The following is a 17,943-nucleotide window of genomic DNA, read 5'->3' as shown; positions in this document are numbered from 1 at the left end:
TAACGGCCTCGTTTGTTTAAGTTTGGTTTAGCTTTGCCCCGCCATTGTTTATCCTGCGTTTATTGGGCGTTGCCGATAATGGCGACGTACAAAAAATAGATAGCGCTTATTTTTAACCAAGGCTCTGCGTCCCTTGCGATAAGTGCAGGTTATACCTACCATAACGTCAACACGATCAGATGGGTAAGGTCGCCGCGCTATCCCTTATGCGCCAAAGAGCGTGTTACCTTTTATAGCGCGGGTGACAGGATGTTCACCCGCCAATCTACAGGAGTCCGTCATGCGAGTACTGGTTGTTGAAGATAATGGTTTGTTGCGCCACCACCTCTCTGTACAGATGCGTGAAATGGGCCACCAGGTTGATGCAGCGGAAGATGCCAAGGAAGCCGACTATTTCCTGCAAGAACATGCGCCGGACATCGCCATTGTCGATCTCGGCCTGCCCGGTGAAGACGGCCTGAGCCTGATCCGCCGCTGGCGTGCCCACCAGATGAAGCTGCCGATTCTGGTGCTGACGGCGCGTGAGAGCTGGCAAGACAAAGTGGCCGTGTTGGAAGCCGGTGCCGACGACTATGTCACCAAGCCGTTCCATCTGGAAGAAGTCATTGCCCGCATGCAGGCGCTGATGCGTCGCAATAGCGGCCTTGCTTCACAGGTCATCGTTTTACCGCCGTTCCAAATCGATCTCTCGCGCCGCGAGCTCAGCGTCAACGAACAGCAAATCAAACTGACCGCGTTTGAATACACGATTATCGAGACCTTAATTCGTAACGCTGGCAAGGTGGTCAGCAAAGATTCCTTAATGCTGCAACTGTATCCGGATGCTGAACTGCGTGAAAGCCATACCATCGACGTGCTGATGGGGCGCTTGCGTAAAAAACTGCAGGCGGAATACCCGCAGGAAGTGATCACCACAGTACGTGGCCAGGGCTATCGTTTTGATGCGAAGTGAACATCATGTTCAGCAAGGATAAAAAACCGTTTTCACTGCGCGCCCGCTTTCTGATGGCAACCGCCGGGGTGATCCTGGCGCTATCGCTGTCTTATGGTCTGGTGGCAGTGGTGGGTTATATCGTCAGTTTCGACAAAACCGCCTTTCGTTTGCTACGCGGTGAAAGCAATCTGTTCTTCAGCCTGGCCCAATGGAATAACAACAAGTTAACCATCGCCATTCCACCGGATATTGATCTCAACTTTCCTACTTTGGTTTTCATTTACGACGATAAAGGCAATCTGTTGTGGAGCCAGCGTCAGGTGCCAGAGTTGGAAAAGCGCATCAATAAAGAGTGGCTGGAGGAGTCCGGCTTCTACGAAATTGATACGGATACCCGTATCAGTAGCGAAGTGCTGGGCAACAACCCCAAAGCGCAAGATCAGCTCAAGGATTATGACGACAATGATCAAAACGCACTGACCCACTCCGTGGCGGTCAACACCTACGCAGCAACAGCAAGATTACCGGCACTGAGCATCGTGGTGGTCGACACCATTCCACAGGAGCTCCAGCGCTCGGACGTAGTATGGGAATGGTTCAGCTATGTGCTGCTGGCCAACCTGCTATTGGTGGTGCCATTGTTGTGGTTGGCGGCTTACTGGAGCCTGCGCCCTATCAAGGCGTTGGTCAATCAAGTCGGAGAACTGGAAAACGGTGAACGTGAACAACTCGACGAGAATCCCCCGAGTGAGTTGCGCGGGCTGGTGCGCAATCTGAATATTCTGGTGCGTAACGAGCGTCAACGCTACACCAAATATCGCACCACACTTTCCGATCTGACGCATAGCCTGAAGACGCCGTTGGCGGTGCTGCAAACCACATTACGCTCACTGCGTACCGGCAAACAGACCACGATTGAGGAAGTCGAGCCGATCATGCTCGATCAGATCAGTCGTATCTCCCAACAAATTGGTTACTACCTGCACCGTGCCAGTATCAACTCGGGGCAGACGGTACTGACGCGTGAAATCCATTCGGTCCCTGCACTGCTGGACAGTCTCACCGTCGCACTGAACAAGGTGTATCAACGTAAAGGCGTGGTGATCACGCTGGATATCTCACCAGAAGTGACCTTTATGGGAGAGAAAAACGACTTTATGGAAGTCATGGGCAACGTGCTGGAAAACGCCTGTAAATACTGCCTGGAGTTCGTTGAAATCACCTCCCTCCACTCCGATAAATTCCTCACTATCGTCATCGACGACGATGGCCCAGGCATTCCGGAAAGCAAACGCGAGCTGATCTTCCAACGCGGTCAGCGGGTAGACACGCTTCGCCCCGGTCAGGGCCTGGGATTGTCGGTAGCGGCAGAGATCATTGAGCAGTACGACGGGTCTATCACCATTAGCGATAGCCCGTTGGGAGGTGCTCGCATGCAGGTCACGTTCGCTCGCCAGCACGATTCCCACCATCACGAGTAAATTCTGTTGTTCAGGCCCCGATCCACGGGGCCAATCTTCCGTTATAATCGCACTCAGGCTCACTCCTCTATCCTGGAATAGAACATGGATTATCAATTAGATCTGGACTGGAACGATTTTTTGCAACGTTATTGGCAAAAGCGTCCGGTGATTCTGAAGCGCGGCTTCAAAAACTTTATCGATCCGATTTCCCCGGATGAGCTGGCTGGGCTGGCGATGGAAAACGAAGTGGACAGCCGTTTGGTTAGCCACCAGGACGGCCGCTGGCAGGTTGCGCACGGGCCTTTCGAGAGTTTTGACCACCTGAGCGAGAACAACTGGTCACTGCTGGTGCAAGCAGTGGATCACTGGCATGAGCCTTCCAGCGCACTGATGCGCCCATTCCGTCAACTGCCTGACTGGCGGATGGACGACCTGATGATTTCATTCTCGGTCCCTGGCGGTGGCGTTGGTCCTCACCTTGATCAGTACGACGTCTTTATCATACAGGGCACGGGCCGCCGCCGCTGGCGTGTGGGCGAAAAAGTGCCGATGAAACAGCATTGCCCACACCCTGATTTGCTACAGGTGGAACCTTTCGACGCCATTATTGATGAAGAAATGGAACCGGGTGACATTCTGTATATTCCACCAGGTTTCCCACATGAAGGTTACGCGCTGGAGAATGCACTGAATTACTCAGTAGGCTTCCGGGCACCTAATGGTCGTGAGCTGATCAGCGGCTTTGCCGACAACGTACTGGCACGCGAGCTGGGTAGCAAACGCTACAGCGATCCAGATATTCAACTACGTGAACACCCAGCAGAGGTGTTACCACAGGAAGTCGACGCGCTACGCCAGATGATGTTGGATTTGGTTCAGCAACCTGAGCACTTCCAGCAGTGGTTCGGCGAGTTTATCTCCCAGACGCGCCACGAACTGGACGCGGCACCACCGGAACCCCCTTATCAGGCTGGGGAAATTTACGAACTGCTGCAACAGGGTGAGCCATTACAACGTCTGGGCGGCCTGCGCGTATTACGCGTTGGTGACCAGTGCTTTGTGAACGGTGAACTGATGGATACCGAGCATCTGCAGGCTGCCGATGCAATGTGCCAGAATTTCAGCGTTGATGCTGCCATGCTCGGCGACGCGGTTGACGATCCGTCATTCCTGGCGCTGTTGACCGCACTGGTTAATAACGGCTACTGGTATTTCAAAGACTGAAGCTAAGTACTTTCTCAATCAAGCCACCCGCTTTTCGGCGGGTGGCTTGATTTATCTCAGCAACGCCTTCACACGGTAGTTTTCCAGTTCATTGTCCGGCATGCCCGCCTGTTGCGCGGCCGCACAAATTTGCTGCCAGGTATTGGCATCTATCGGAATACCCTGCTGCAATCGCATCTCACGGTTCGCCTCTTCCCATTCACCGGGTACGGCAATAGGTTGCCCATCGCTTGGAGGTGAAGCCTTCACCCAGTCGATAAACGCCTCTGCTTCATTCTGCATATCCGGCGCAGCGAATGCTTCTGGGTTGAGGATGATGGTCGTCATACAGTTGAAAATGGCATCGCTGTTGGATTTCAGCGTGGCGCTATGCGTCGTACGCCCGCCGGACAGCGCCCCACCGAGAATTTCGCACAATGTGGCCAGCGCATACCCTTTATGTGCACCAAATGGCAACAACGAGCCAAATGGCGGTTCGTGCATCACACAAGGTTCAGTCGTTGGTTGACCGTGCTGATCAATCAGATAACCAGGTGCGACGCTCTGGCCTTTGTTGTAAGCCACGCGCGTTTTACCAAAGGCAATGCCACTGGTGGCAAAATCCAACAGCAGTGGTTTTTTATCTGCACGGGGGAAAATGACGCAGAAGGGGTTGGTGCCGAAGCGACGATCACTGCCGCCGAACGGCGCCACCATCGGATCGCCCACCACATTGACAAAATGAATGGAGATAAAACCGGCACGTGCACATTGTTCAGCCCAGTGACCGATACGGCCAATATGGTGTGAGTTATGCAGCGCCACCGCCGCCAGCCCCAATTGCCGGGCGCGCTCAATCCCTTTATCCATCGCTTCGCTAGCCACCACCTGGCCAAACCCCTGACCACCGTCAACCGTCAGCACGGCCCCCGCATCGCGCACCACCCGAGCATGAACATTCAGTTGTAGATGCCCTTGCGCCAACGATGCCATATAGCTTGGGATCATGCCTACGCCATGCGAATCGTGCCCAGCCAGATTAGCCTGCACTAAATGATCCGCCACCAGCGCGGCTTCACGCTCCGTACTGCCGGCATGGCGCCAAATAGCCTGTACAAACTGTTCAAGGCATTGGCGATCGATACGGTGTTCAGTGCTCATGATACGGCTCCTTGTGCTGGAAATATATCTCACACTAGGAGCAAATCATTGTTACGGCAAGCAATTATAATAATCGTGATCGGTGTTATTTGGCGCGTTCGGCCGTCAGTGCTGCAATGCGCATAATGACCGCCACCGCCTGTTCCATCCCTTCAAGGGAAACAAACTCATGCTTGCAGTGGTAGTTGTAACCGCCAGTGAACAGATTCGGACACGGCAGACCACGAAACGATAACTGTGCACCATCTGTGCCACCACGAATCGGCTTCATGATCGGTTCAATATCACAGTCACGCATTGCCTGCTGCGCCAACGCAATCACATGGGGGTGTTCTGCCACCTGTTCGCGCATGTTGTAATAGCTGTCTTCGATCGCCACCTCGATATAACAATCCCGTGGCAGGCCTTTACCCACCTGCTGAGCGACTTCGATCATCCGGCGTTTGCGCGCTTCAAAACCGTCACGCTCAAAGTCACGCAGGATATAGTGCATTTCGGCACGCTCAACACTCCCTTTAAGGCTGCTGAGGTGATAAAACCCTTCATAGCCCGTGGTGGTTTCCGGGGTTTCATCCGCCGGTAATGCTTGTTGAATACGACTCGCAAGCGACAGTGCGTTCACCATCACCCCTTTAGCGCTCCCCGGGTGCACATTATTGCCGACAATTTTCACCGTTACTGATGCCGCATTGAAGTTTTCACACTCCAGTTCACCAACGCCGCCGCCATCTACGGTATAGGCCCACTCGGCATTGAATTCTGCAACATCAAAAAACCGTGCGCCTTTACCGACCTCTTCATCCGGCGTAAAGGCTACGCGGATATCACCGTGTGGGATCTTACGCTGTTGTAGCCGCACCATGGCGGTCAATATCTCAGCAATACCCGCTTTATCATCAGCACCGAGTAGCGTTTTACCGTCGGTGGTGATCAGTGTCTGCCCCAACATTTGGTGCAGGATCGGAAACATCACCGGTGACAACACTTCATCGCCGATACCGAGGGCAATATCGCCACCGCGGTAATTTTCGACGATCTGCGGATTAACATGCTTACCGCTAAAGTCCGGCGATGTATCCAGATGCGAAATAAACCCAATTGCCGGTACGGGCCAGGCAACGTTCCCCGGCAAGGTGCCCATGACGCAGCCGTGCTCGCTGAGCGACACCCGTTCAAACCCCAATTCAATCATTTCCTGCTGCAACGCGCGCGCCAGCTTCAATTGCCCGTCGGTGCTCGGCACATGTTTGACGTTCGCTTTAGATTGCGTGTCGAATGAGACGTAGTTAAAAAAGCGATCTAGTAGTTTATCCATGGTATCCGCCCTCAGAATATCGCGTCTCATTATGCGGAACCGGTCAGGATCAAATATTGAGACAGGTCATTTTTACCCAGATTTAACGGAAATCATTAATTGCAGTGATAATTACAGGTGTGCGCGTTCGTTCATCAATAGCTAAACATTGGACAATATCGGTAGAACGCGAGTACGAAGTGGGTAAGCAGGAAAACGTTGAGGTAATAATTAGAGAATTCAGGGCGCAACAGGCCGCGCCCTGAAATCGGCGTTAAGGTTGATCGGCTCTTTCGACTTTCCCGACCAGGAATTTGTGCACGAATCGTGGTACTACCGCACTGGCAGGACCATAGTGTTTTTCATCAAACTGACTTTCTACCTGGCTTGGCTCCAGATTCAGTTCCATGGTGTGCGCCCCGCCCAAGCGTGCTTCGTGGACAAAACCTGCAGCCGGGTAAACATGACCCGAAGTGCCAATGGCTACAAAGAAATCGGCTTTGGCCAGCGCCTGATAGATTTCATCCATGCCCAGCGGCATTTCGCCGAACCACACCACGTGTGGCCGCAACGGTGCTGGGAACTGGCAGCAATGGCAGCGATCATCCACGCTGAGATCTTCCGGCCAATCAAATACCTGCCCTGAACTGGTACAGCGGACTTTCAACAGTTCACCATGCATGTGCAACACACGTGAACTGCCGGCACGCTCATGCAGATTATCGATATTCTGCGTCACCAGCAGGAAGTTATCCCCTAACCAGGCTTCCAGATCCGCCAATGCGCGGTGCGCCGCGTTAGGGGCAATCTCCGGCGACTGTAGCTGCCGACGGCGTTCATTATAAAACGCCTGCACCAGTTGCGGATCACGCTGATAGCCTTCCGGCGTTGCGACATCTTCCACACTGTGCTCTTCCCACAAACCGTCTGCGGCGCGGAAAGTACGAATGCCCGACTCAGCCGAGATCCCGGCCCCGGTTAACACCACGACAAACGGCTTTTTCAGCTCAGCCGCCGCCATGGTATCGCGATGAAAAATCCGCGAACGAAAGCGCTGATGCAGCACATGCTTACTCTTACGAAACTGACACAGCCGATGGCGAGTGTGCATTAACTCTCTCCTTACTTTTCCCTGTGAACCAAATTGAGGAACGCAGCCCCACGTACGCCACCCGCGTCCCCATAGCGCGCTTTTTCAATGCGTGGCAACTTGGCCACCCGCAACAGATGCGCAGGTAAACGCTGTGGTAACGCCTGGTAGATGGCTTCAAAATTCGATAACCCGCCACCGATCACCACCAGATGTGGATCAATAATGGTCAGTAAATTGCCCAGGCATATCGCCAGAACATCCATAAAACGTTCGACATGAGCCACTGCCTGCGGCTCACCCGACTGATAATGCGCAATGATCTGCTGTGCAGGCAAGTGCTGCTGATAAAAGTGAGCGTACATCCACTCAAAACCGCGGCCAGAAATGTAATTTTCAATGCAACCCTGATGGCCGCAACCACAAGGGACGCGAGGTATATCATGCCCCAGCACTTCAAGCGCATCCACCGGCAGGCGGAAATGGCCAAATTCGCCGGCGATATAGTTACGGCCGGAGACCACTTTGCCATCGACGATCAACCCACCACCAACCCCAGTACCAAGGATAATACCCAGTACCGTCGGATAGTGGCGGAATTCGTCATCCCAGGCCTCTGACAGTGCAAAACAGTTGGCGTCGTTATCAATACGCACTTCACGGTCAATCAGTTCAGCCAGATCGTGTGGCAGTCGTTGTCCCATAGCCGCGGGTACGTTGGCGGTGAACACCGTGCCATCATCATCGTTGGGTAGCCCCGGAATACCGATGCCTACCTTACCTTTTTGGCCACAGAACGCATCGGCTTCAAAGGTCAGATCGCGTAACGTAGTCAGCAATTGCTGATAATCGTCACGCGGTGTCGGCACCCTTTTTTGCCAAATGCGTTGTAGGTCTGCATCGAACACGCCCAGCTCAATCTTGGTGCCGCCCATATCGAAACCGTAGTACATAACCCACCCTTAGGCTAAAAAAATGGGGCGGCATCGCTGCCTCCCCTGATTTTGATTATTGTCCGCTCAATACGCGTGCCGGATCGATACGGCTGGCACGCCTGGCCGGATACCAGCTAGCCAATAGGCTGAGCACCAACGCCGTCACCAGTACAATCAACACGTCCAGCCAGTGCAGCTCCGAAGGCAGGAAGTCGATGAAATAGATATCACCCGACAGGAATGAATGCCCCATCAGTTTTTCCAGCCCTTTAATGATGTTGGTCAGTTGCAATGAAGCGATAACCCCAACCACGACACCGCTGACGCTGCCCACCAGTCCAGCCAGCAGGCCGTACCAGATAAAGATGGCGCGAATAAAGCCGTCTTTGGCACCCAGAGTACGCAGCACCGCGATATCACCGCTCTTGTCTTTCACCGCCATCACCAGCGTAGAAACGATATTAAAGCAGGCAACGCCGATCACCAGCACCATTGCCAGATACATGATGGCGCGAATCATCTGAATATCACGGTACATGTAGCCATAGGTACCAATCCAGCTCTTGATATAAACATAAGAGTTGGTGACTTCACCGGCATCGCGCACCAGCTTGTTGGCGGCAAACACATCGTTAACCTTGATGGCAATGCCCGTCACGCTGTCGCCCATATCCAGATACTGCTGGGCGTCAGCCAGTGGCACCATCGCCAGGCTGTGATCAAGCTGGCCGCTGAGCTGCAAAATACCCGTGACATGTAAACGGATACGCTTCGGTTGCAGCAGCTTCATTTGCGGATCGCTGTTGGGGATCATCACCGTCACATAACTGCCTTGCTTGACGCCCAATGCATCAGCAACGCCCTTGCCCAGGATCACCTGCTGCTCACCGCTTTTAAAATTAGCCCAGGCGTCACCTTGAACGTATTTCGGCAACGCACTAAGTTGATTTTCCTGCTGCGGATCAACCCCTTTAACCCCGACCGCACGTAGTTGCGCGCCATTTTCCATCAGGCCGGTAAAGTTGATATAAGGGGCCGCAGCCGCTATGCCTGGCACCTTTTCCACTCGCTGTAGAATTGATGGCCAGTCTTTGAAAGGTTGTTTCACCGGTTCAATTTCACCGTGTGGCACCACGGCCAAAATACGGTTTTTCAGTTCGCGCTCAAAACCGTTCATCGCGCTCAGGCCAACAATCAACACGGCAACGCCAAGTGCGATACCTATGGTGGAGATCACCGAGATCAACGACACCATGCCACCGCGCTTGCGCCCACGGCTGAAACGCAGAGCCGTCAGGAAGGAAAGTGACGCACCTGCCATTACTCAGCCCCCAACAGGGTCAACTGGGCCTGCAGATGGCCGTCGGCCATTTCCAATTGGCGGCTAAGCCGTTTCGCCAATTGCAGGTCATGGGTCACCACCAGGAACGCCGTACCCTGGCGTACATTCAGCTCACCGAGCAGATCAAAGATGCTGTCAGCCGTACGTTTATCCAGGTTACCGGTCGGTTCATCCGCTAAAACCAGCGACGGGTTATTCACCAACGCACGCGCAATGGCCACGCGCTGACGCTCACCGCCGGACAATTCTGAAGGCCGATGCTTGCTGCGTTTTGCCAAGCCGACCGCCGTCAGCATCTCTAACGCTTTTTCCTGCGCCTGTGCCGGCTTCATGCCACCGATCAACAGCGGCATAGCGGCGTTTTCCAGTGCAGTAAAGTCCGGCAACAAGTGGTGGAACTGATAGATAAAACCAAGCTGGCGGTTGCGCAGCTCGGCCTTGGCCGCCGAAGACAAGGTATTTAGTGACTGACCTTTGTAGATGACCTCACCGGACGTTGGAGAATCCAGGCCCCCTAACAGGTGCAGTAAGGTACTTTTGCCGGAGCCAGAGCTACCGACAATCGCCATCATCTCGCCCGGCTGCATAGCAAAACTGACATTGCGCAGTACGTCGGTATGCAGGTTGCCTTCCTGATAGGTCTTGCACAGGTTGTCACACTGCAACAAAAGATGGTTACTCATAACGTAAAGCCTCAGCGGGTTGTACGGCGGCAGCGCGCCATGAAGGGTAAAGCGTGGACAACAGAGAAACCGCCATCGCCGCCACGGCAATGATCGTCACCTGTAGCGGATCAACCGCCACCGGCAGCGATGCGCCGTCAATCAATGCGCCGAGAATCGGCATCAGATTATTCAGGTTGGTCGCCAGTAACACACCCAACAGCGTGCCAAGCAACGAACCGATAATGCCCGCACTCGCGCCCTGTACCATAAACACCGACATGATCTGTCGACGTGTCAGGCCCTGTGTTTGCAAAATGGCGACTTCACCCTGCTTCTCCATCACCAGCAGACCGAGCGACGTAATGATGTTGAACGCCGCCACTGCCACGATCAAGCTGAGCAACAGCCCCATCATGTTTTTCTCCATACGCACAGCCTGGAACAACTCGCCTTTACGTTCGCGCCAGTCTTTCCATTCGGTGCCCTGAGGCAATTTTTGTTGGCTAAGAGTGTCAACCGTCAGCGGCTGCTGCAGGAACAAACGCCATCCTGTGATATTGCCTGCCGGATAACGTAAGAGGCGTGAGGCATCCTGCTGATTGACCAGCATCTGGGTACCGTCAACTTCACTATTCGCATGGAAAGTGCCGACAACAGTAAACAGGCGTTGAATCGGAATGCGCCCCATAGGCGTAAACTGGCTGGCGCTCGGCACCATCACCCGCAGCGGATCGCCACGTTTGACGCCAAGCTGCCCAGCGAGCTGTTCACCAAGGATGATGTTGTACTGGCCCGGCTGCAATAGTTGCTGTTTGACGTTCACCAGAAACGGCGTCAATGGATCAGCTTCGTCCGGGTTTACCCCCAACATAACGCCGACCGCAACACTGCGAGCGCTTTGCAGTACCACGTCACCGGTGGTTAACGGCGCAACGCGGCTGACGCCCTGCAGACCCTGCGCCACCGAGGCGGGAATTTGCTGAGGATTGATCGACCCCTGAGGGCTGGTGATCAACGCCTGCGGCATCAGACCGAGAATATTGTTCTCCAGATCCTTTTCAAAACCGTTCATCACCGACAATACGGTAACCAACGCCATCACCCCCAGCGTAATGCCGATGGTGGAAAGCCAGGAAACAAACCGCCCGAAGCGGTCTGAGGCCCGCCCGCGCATGTAGCGCAAGCCAATGAATAACGCGACAGGTTGATACATGAAATCCGTTTTGTGGCCGTAGCTTAAGCAAAGTGATCAAGGATAATAAAGGCTATACCCCGTTTAGGGAACCACCCTGATGCCTTTTATTCCGCCGATCGCGCTAACAGCAGCAGGTCACCCGGCATCTCGCTTTAACAGGTTGTAAACCGAGACCCGCGAAATACCCAATGCTTCCGCTACCATGGTGGCTGCGCCGCGCAGTTGCAGATACCCCTGTTGCTTTAGCAATTGGATCACCTGAAAACGCTGTTCGGAAGAGAGCGCCCGTGGCGCAGTCGCACAGGAGGCGGCAAAATTGTTGATCACTGAGGCGATGTCCGACAGCGAGCGCGCCCCTTCAGCCACCGGCTGCGGCGCACTTTGCACCACTGCCGTTAACTGTTGCAGGATGGCGGTCGCACTGTTGAAGATAGAGACATCCAGGTTGAGGCAGATTGCGGCCACATAAACCCCTTGGCTGTTACGCAAACCGATTGACGTGCTCTTAGCCGGACGTCCATCCGGGAAAGCATTGGCATAGTTCTGTACCACATCAGGGAAATCCGGCGAGGCAATACGTTCCAACCCCATTTCGCTAGCTGCATCGCCAATACTACGGTTAGACAGGTTATTGGCGATAGCGACAATGGCGCGTCCTGGTTGCGTTAGATCGTGCAGCACCACTTCGCAACTCGGTGCAAACATGGCCCCCAATGCCTGGACTATTTTTTCCGCTTCACGCAGTAACAATGCGTTTTCCTGCTTGATATCGCTCATCAACTTAACCATTTGACAATAACTTTACAAAGAGTAAATTAAAATCTTCGGGTAATCAATCAACCTTTCACCTGCGCGAGGCCACAATGAGTTCAACCCCACACTGTATCACCGCCGCCGATATTTCTACCGCTGCAGAAATCCTGGCTGGACATGCCATCCGAACACCCGTGATGACCTCTCAGCAAGCTGACCATCTCACCGGTGCTCAACTGTTCTTCAAGTGCGAGAATTTCCAACGTGTGGGTGCCTTCAAGTTTCGCGGGGCTTACAACGCCATTGCCCAATTGAGTGCTGCGCAACGCAAAGCGGGCGTGATTGCGTTTTCCTCAGGCAATCACGCTCAGGCAATGGCACTGGCAGCGCGAGAACTTGGGGTCAATGTGACCATTGTGATGCCACACGACGCACCGGCAACCAAACTGGCAGCAACCCGCGGTTACGGTGCCAACGTGGTGATTTACCAGCGCCACAGTGAAGACCGCGAAGCCATTACCCAGCGGCTGGCTGCCGAACACGGCCTGACGGTAGTACCACCCTATGATTACCCGCAAGTGATCGCCGGCCAGGGTACCGCCACCAAAGAACTGATTGAGGAAATCGGGCCACTGGATGTGCTGTTGGTATGTACCGGTGGCGGTGGCCTGTTGGCCGGTAGCGCGGTTGCAGCAAAACATTGGTCACCAAACTGTCGGGTGTTCGGGGTTGAGCCACAGGCGGGCAACGATGTGCAACAGGCATTTCGTAGCGGCCAACCGGTACAGATCCCGGTACCGAAAACCATCGCCGACGGCGCACAGACTCAACAGGTGGGCGCGCTGACCTTCCCAATCATTCAGCAGTACGTCGAGGATATCCTGACGGTCAGCGACCCACAGTTATGTCGGCAGATGCGCTTCTTCATGGAACGGATGAAAATGGTGGTCGAGCCGACAGGTTGCCTGGCCGCAGCGGCAGCAATGAATTCGCTGCTCGATTTGCGCGGCAAAAAGGTCGGTGTGATCGTCAGTGGCGGTAATGTTGACGTCGACAAAATCGCCGACTATCTCGCCATAGCGGCGCAAGAATAATGCCATCAGGTGGTTAAACATACGCCAATAGACCGCCGCATTGCGCTTTTACCTATGTCAGTTTAGTGCCCAGTGGGCTAGTATTACCGGGTAAAGGCGCGGTGTTATTTGTGCCGGGGCGAAATTTAACACATTGATTAAAGATACCTTAATGAGCATCTCCGATAACCCTAAGCGTTCTGCATCCTCAACAACCTCCCGTTATTCTTTGCCTGAGCGTGCAGGCGATTTGCGCCAGTTGGGGCAACTGACCGGCTCGGCCTGCGCCGTAGAGTGCGCCGAGATCATCGAACGACATAACGGGCCGGTGATGTTGATCGCCCCGGACATGCAAAATGCGCTGCGGCTGCGCGACGAAATCCAGCAGTTTACCGATCAAATGGTGACGACACTGTCAGACTGGGAAACCCTCCCCTACGACAGCTTCTCGCCACATCAGGAAATTATCTCCGCGCGTCTGTCGAGCCTGTACCACCTGCCGACCATGGTGCGCGGCGTCATTATCCTGCCGGTCAATACCCTGATGCAGCGTGTTTGCCCACACGAGTTCCTGCACGGCCATGCGCTGGTAATGAAAAAAGGCCAGCGCCTGTCGCGCGACAAACTGCGTGCCCAACTCGAGCAAGCGGGCTACCGCAGTGTCGATCAAGTGATGGAGCACGGTGAGTTCGCCACCCGCGGCGCATTGCTTGATCTGTTTCCAATGGGTAGCGAAGAACCCTACCGCATCGATTTCTTCGACGATGAAATCGACAGTCTGCGCACCTTTGATGTCGACAACCAACGCACACTGAGCGAAGTCGACGCCATCAACCTGCTGCCAGCGCATGAATTCCCGACCGATAAAAACGCTATCGAACTGTTCCGCAGTCAATGGCGTGAACAGTTTGAAGTCCGCCGCGACGCCGAACATATTTATCAACAGGTGAGTAAAGGGACCTGGCCAGCCGGTATCGAATATTGGCAACCCCTGTTCTTCAATCAACCGCTGCCATCGCTGTTCAGCTATCTGCCAGGCAATACACTGATCGTCAATACCGGCAATCTGGAAAGCGCCGCCGAACGTTTCTGGCTGGACGTTAACCAACGTTACGAGAGCCGCCGCGTCGATCCAATGCGGCCACTGCTGTCACCTGACAGTCTGTGGCTTCGGGTCGATACGCTGTTTAGCGAATTGAAAGCCTGGCCGCGCATGGCGCTAAAAACCGAAGAGCTGCCAGCCAAAGCCGGTAACACCAATCTGGATTACCGCGCATTGCCCGATCTGGCCGTGCAGGCGCAGCAAAAAGCACCGCTGGATAATCTGCGCCGCTTTATTGAAAGCTTTGACGGCAGCGTTATTTTCTCGGTCGAAAGTGAAGGCCGCCGTGAAACGTTGCAAGACCTGCTAGGCCGTATCAAGCTCGGCACCTCGTTGATCCAACATCTCGATCAAGCCGAGCCAGCAGGCCGTTACATGATGGTCGGTGCCTCCGAGCGCGGTTTCCTCGATGGTATGCGCAACCGGGCCCTGATCTGCGAAAGCGATCTGCTCGGCGAACGCGTCAGCCGCCGTCGACAAGACAACCGCCGCACCATTAATACCGATGTTCTGATCCGCAACCTGGCGGAACTGCATCCCGGCCAGCCGGTAGTGCATCTGGAGCATGGCGTCGGGCGCTACGTGGGTTTAACCACGCTGGAAGCCGGTGGCATCAAGGCCGAATACTTGATCCTGTCTTATGCCGGTGAAGACAAGCTGTATGTGCCAGTTTCTTCATTACACCTTATCAGCCGTTATGCGGGAGGCGCAGACGAAAATGCCCCGCTGCATAAACTGGGTGGTGATGCCTGGTCACGCGCACGACAGAAAGCGGCCGAGCGGGTACGGGACGTGGCGGCAGAGCTGCTGGATATCTATGCCCAACGCGCTGCCAAAACCGGCTTCGCGTTTAAACATAACCGTGAGCAATATCAGCTGTTCTGTCAGAGCTTCCCGTTTGAAACCACCCCCGATCAGGAACAGGCGATCAACGCCGTACTGAGCGACATGTGCCAACCCTTAGCCATGGACAGGTTGGTGTGTGGTGATGTCGGCTTCGGCAAAACCGAAGTGGCAATGCGCGCCGCGTTTCTGGCTGTTGAAAACGGCAAACAAGTTGCGGTATTGGTGCCGACAACCCTGCTGGCGCAGCAGCATTTTGACAACTTCCGCGATCGCTTCGCAACCTGGCCAATCCGCATTGAGATGATGTCACGCTTCCGCAGCGCTAAAGAGCAGCAGCAAGTGATGGACGATGCCGTCGATGGTAAAGTTGACATCATCATTGGTACCCACAAATTGCTGCAAAGCGAACTGCGCTGGAAAGATCTGGGGCTGTTGATCGTCGACGAAGAGCACCGCTTCGGTGTTCGCCATAAAGAGCGTATTAAAGCAATGCGCGCCGACGTAGATATTCTGACGCTGACTGCCACACCTATCCCGCGTACGCTGAACATGGCCATGAGTGGCATGCGTGACCTGTCAATTATCGCTACCCCACCTGCCCGTCGCCTGGCAGTAAAAACCTTTGTCCGCGAGTACGACAGTTTGGTCGTGCGCGAAGCAATCCTGCGCGAAGTATTGCGTGGGGGTCAGGTTTACTACCTGTACAACGATGTAGAAAACATCGAAAAAGCAGCAGAAAAACTGGCCGAGTTGGTACCAGAAGCGCGTATCGCTATCGGTCACGGCCAGATGCGTGAACGCGATCTGGAACGGGTGATGAACGACTTCCACCACCAGCGTTTCAACGTGTTGGTCTGTACCACCATTATCGAAACCGGCATCGATATCCCCAGCGCCAATACCATTATCATTGAGCGGGCGGATCGCTTTGGTCTCGCGCAGTTGCATCAGCTACGCGGCCGCGTCGGGCGTTCACACCATCAAGCCTACGCCTATTTGCTGACGCCGAATCCGAAAGCAATGAGCACCGACGCCCATAAACGTCTGGAGGCCATCGCGTCGCTGGAAGATTTGGGTGCCGGCTTTGCGTTAGCCACTCACGATCTGGAGATTCGTGGCGCGGGCGAACTGCTGGGTGAAGATCAGAGTGGCCAGATGACCACCGTTGGTTTTTCACTGTATATGGAACTGTTGGAAAGTGCAGTTGATGCGCTTAAGCACGGACGTGAGCCGTCGCTCGAAGACCTCACCAGCAACCAAACGGAAGTGGAGCTGCGTATGCCTGCCCTGCTGCCGGATGATTTCATTCCCGACGTTAACACCCGTCTGTCGTTCTATAAACGTATTGCCAGTGCGAAAAACGACGGTGAATTGGAAGAACTGAAAGTGGAGCTGATTGACCGCTTCGGTCTGCTGCCCGATCCAGCACGTAACCTGCTGCAATGTGCGGCTCTGCGTCAACATGCCCAAAAACTGGGCATAAAACGCATAGAAGGCAATGAACGCGGCGGGTTTATTGAGTTTGGCGAGAAGAACCTGGTTGACCCGGGTTATTTGATTGGTCTGCTACAGAGTAATCCACAAATCTATCGTCTGGATGGGCCAACCAAGCTGAAATTTATGCTGGATTTGACCGACCGCCAGAAACGCCTGAAGTTTACCGAGGAGTTACTGACCGCATTCCGCGAGCATACGTTGGCAGCCTGACCCTTTCCCCTCCTGTGAATATCAGGAGGGGGATCATTCGCGGCGGAAGCCTGCACCAAGCGGTGAAAACTGCATCAACCGGCTGCACACCACCTGATTTTTCCCTTTGCGTTTGGCGTCATATAGCGCTTCATCCGTGACCTCTATCGCCTTATCGACCGCCATACCGGGCAGATACAGCGACGCACCGATAGAAACCGTGATGTGTGCCTCACCGCCGTCATCCAGTAGAAACGTGGTGGCTTCCACGCTGCGGCGAATACGTTCTGCGACGCCATCAATCGTCGCTGGATCGTAATTGGCCGTAATAACAATAAACTCCTCACCGCCATAGCGGCCGACGAAATCTTCGCTGCGTACGCTGCTTTTTAACAACGTACCCACTCGCGCCAACAGCACGTCCCCAACCAAATGGCCATAGGTATCGTTGATATGTTTGAAATCATCCAAATCGAGAATCATCAACCCACAAGGTCGACGCTCCACCTGTTGCAGCATCAGTCGGTAGTCCACACTGGCGCGGTTACTGAGATGGGTAAGGCTGTCGATGGTGGCTTTATCACGCATAGAGAAATAGGCATGAATGTGCCGCTCTTTGAAGTTGATCGCATGGTAGCAAATGGCCAGACACAGGGCGGAAATAGCCTGGTACAGCAACACATCTGGCCACAGCACCCGCATATCCACAAAAAACCAGACTACCGCGATGCGATACAGCGCAATGAGGCAAATGGTGAGATAGAACACCCGATTCGATTTTCTCCGCCAAACTCGCGACAGCAATAATGGAATGATGATCGAGCCGATAAACAGGTTATCGACAGTAAAGCCCCCGCTGAAAATCAGCGACATCAGATAACAGGCGAACCCACTGACGGCACCACCATAAAACGTCACCAATATCATTGGGATCATCACGAAGCTGTAATGCACGTCACCGACCAACTCTAATCTATCCTGATTTAGAAAAAGAACCGCCAGGCCTGCCAGTGCGCCAAAGAGCAGACGTTTCCATAGCTCGGAATGATAGGAAAAAGGGGCGTTCTTGCTGAGAGCAAAATAGCTGATGGACAGTGTGGCATAGGTAATGCAAGCGTCACTATACAGGGTGGGAATTGACGCAACGTAAGTCATAAATATTCGCTATGCTCCACGAGAATCACAGGGTGATTAAACAAAA

Annotated in this window: 14 protein-coding genes; 5 read left to right on the top strand and 9 right to left on the bottom strand. The window is 54.1% G+C overall.

All coding sequences use genetic code 11. From position 1 onward, the window contains the following. Window positions 1–280 precede the first annotated feature (280 nt). The 3 genes from phoP to SGBXF1_RS10125 all read left to right on the top strand — a co-directional run bounded on the left by phoP (window position 281) and on the right by SGBXF1_RS10125 (window position 3,621). On the top strand, window positions 281–952 hold the full coding sequence (phoP, locus tag SGBXF1_RS10135) for a two-component system response regulator PhoP (RefSeq protein ID WP_020826469.1): 672 nt from the start codon (window positions 281–283) through the stop codon (window positions 950–952). A gap of 5 nt (window positions 953–957) precedes the next feature. Next, on the top strand, window positions 958–2,415 hold the full coding sequence (phoQ, locus tag SGBXF1_RS10130) for a two-component system sensor histidine kinase PhoQ (RefSeq protein WP_037420513.1): 1,458 nt from the start codon (window positions 958–960) through the stop codon (window positions 2,413–2,415). Window positions 2,416–2,499: 84 nt separating this feature from the next. After that, entirely contained in the window at window positions 2,500–3,621 is a 1,122-nt protein-coding gene (locus SGBXF1_RS10125; RefSeq protein WP_130380326.1) for a ribosomal protein uL16 3-hydroxylase, read from the top strand. 51 nt (window positions 3,622–3,672) lie between these two features. On the opposite strand, the gene SGBXF1_RS10120 is transcribed toward SGBXF1_RS10125, so the two are convergent. From SGBXF1_RS10120 to SGBXF1_RS10085, 8 genes are all read right to left on the bottom strand, one after another. After that, window positions 3,673–4,761 (bottom strand): malate/lactate/ureidoglycolate dehydrogenase, encoded by a 1,089-nt coding sequence (locus tag SGBXF1_RS10120; protein ID WP_186428306.1) that lies wholly within the window; start codon window positions 4,759–4,761, stop codon window positions 3,673–3,675. A gap of 85 nt (window positions 4,762–4,846) precedes the next feature. Then, entirely contained in the window at window positions 4,847–6,076 is a 1,230-nt protein-coding gene (pepT, locus tag SGBXF1_RS10115) for a peptidase T (RefSeq protein ID WP_186428305.1), read from the bottom strand. A gap of 253 nt (window positions 6,077–6,329) precedes the next feature. Further along, window positions 6,330–7,166 carry a Sir2 family NAD+-dependent deacetylase gene (gene cobB / locus SGBXF1_RS10110; protein ID WP_061807624.1) on the bottom strand — a complete coding sequence of 279 codons (837 nt, stop codon included), beginning with the start codon at window positions 7,164–7,166 and terminating at the stop codon, window positions 6,330–6,332. 11 nt (window positions 7,167–7,177) lie between these two features. Next, a complete protein-coding gene (nagK, locus tag SGBXF1_RS10105) occupies window positions 7,178–8,098 on the bottom strand; it encodes an N-acetylglucosamine kinase (protein WP_061807625.1) in 921 nt (306 codons plus the stop codon). A 55-nt stretch (window positions 8,099–8,153) separates the two neighbouring features. Then, on the bottom strand, window positions 8,154–9,401 hold the full coding sequence (gene lolE / locus SGBXF1_RS10100; RefSeq protein WP_037420498.1) for a lipoprotein-releasing ABC transporter permease subunit LolE: 1,248 nt from the start codon (window positions 9,399–9,401) through the stop codon (window positions 8,154–8,156). Beyond that, a complete protein-coding gene (lolD, locus tag SGBXF1_RS10095) occupies window positions 9,401–10,105 on the bottom strand; it encodes a lipoprotein-releasing ABC transporter ATP-binding protein LolD (RefSeq protein WP_020826458.1) in 705 nt (234 codons plus the stop codon). The genes lolE and lolD overlap by 1 nt, the downstream gene beginning before the upstream one ends. Then, window positions 10,098–11,300, bottom strand: coding sequence for a lipoprotein-releasing ABC transporter permease subunit LolC (lolC, locus tag SGBXF1_RS10090; RefSeq protein ID WP_061807627.1), 1,203 nt, complete (start codon window positions 11,298–11,300; stop codon window positions 10,098–10,100). The genes lolD and lolC overlap by 8 nt, the downstream gene beginning before the upstream one ends. Window positions 11,301–11,417: 117 nt before the next feature. Next, window positions 11,418–12,059, bottom strand: coding sequence for a helix-turn-helix transcriptional regulator (locus SGBXF1_RS10085; RefSeq protein ID WP_037420493.1), 642 nt, complete (start codon window positions 12,057–12,059; stop codon window positions 11,418–11,420). Window positions 12,060–12,145: 86 nt separating this feature from the next. Here SGBXF1_RS10085 and SGBXF1_RS10080 point away from each other — a divergent pair, with 86 nt between their 5' ends. Continuing rightward, the gene (locus SGBXF1_RS10080; protein WP_130380318.1) at window positions 12,146–13,129 is read left to right on the top strand and encodes a threo-3-hydroxy-L-aspartate ammonia-lyase; all 984 of its coding nucleotides are present in this window, start codon (window positions 12,146–12,148) and stop codon (window positions 13,127–13,129) included. A gap of 151 nt (window positions 13,130–13,280) precedes the next feature. Then, window positions 13,281–16,763, top strand: coding sequence for a transcription-repair coupling factor (mfd, locus tag SGBXF1_RS10075; protein WP_186428304.1), 3,483 nt, complete (start codon window positions 13,281–13,283; stop codon window positions 16,761–16,763). A gap of 33 nt (window positions 16,764–16,796) precedes the next feature. Here mfd and SGBXF1_RS10070 read toward each other — a convergent pair whose 3' ends face one another. After that, window positions 16,797–17,897: a GGDEF domain-containing protein gene (locus SGBXF1_RS10070; RefSeq protein ID WP_186428303.1), complete on the bottom strand. Its 1,101-nt coding sequence runs from the start codon at window positions 17,895–17,897 to the stop codon at window positions 16,797–16,799. Window positions 17,898–17,943 lie beyond the last annotated feature (46 nt).

This window comes from Serratia grimesii, assembly GCF_900186025.1.
Classification (GTDB): Bacteria; Pseudomonadota; Gammaproteobacteria; order Enterobacterales; family Enterobacteriaceae; genus Serratia; species Serratia grimesii.
This window is presented reverse-complemented; position numbering and strand designations above follow the sequence as displayed.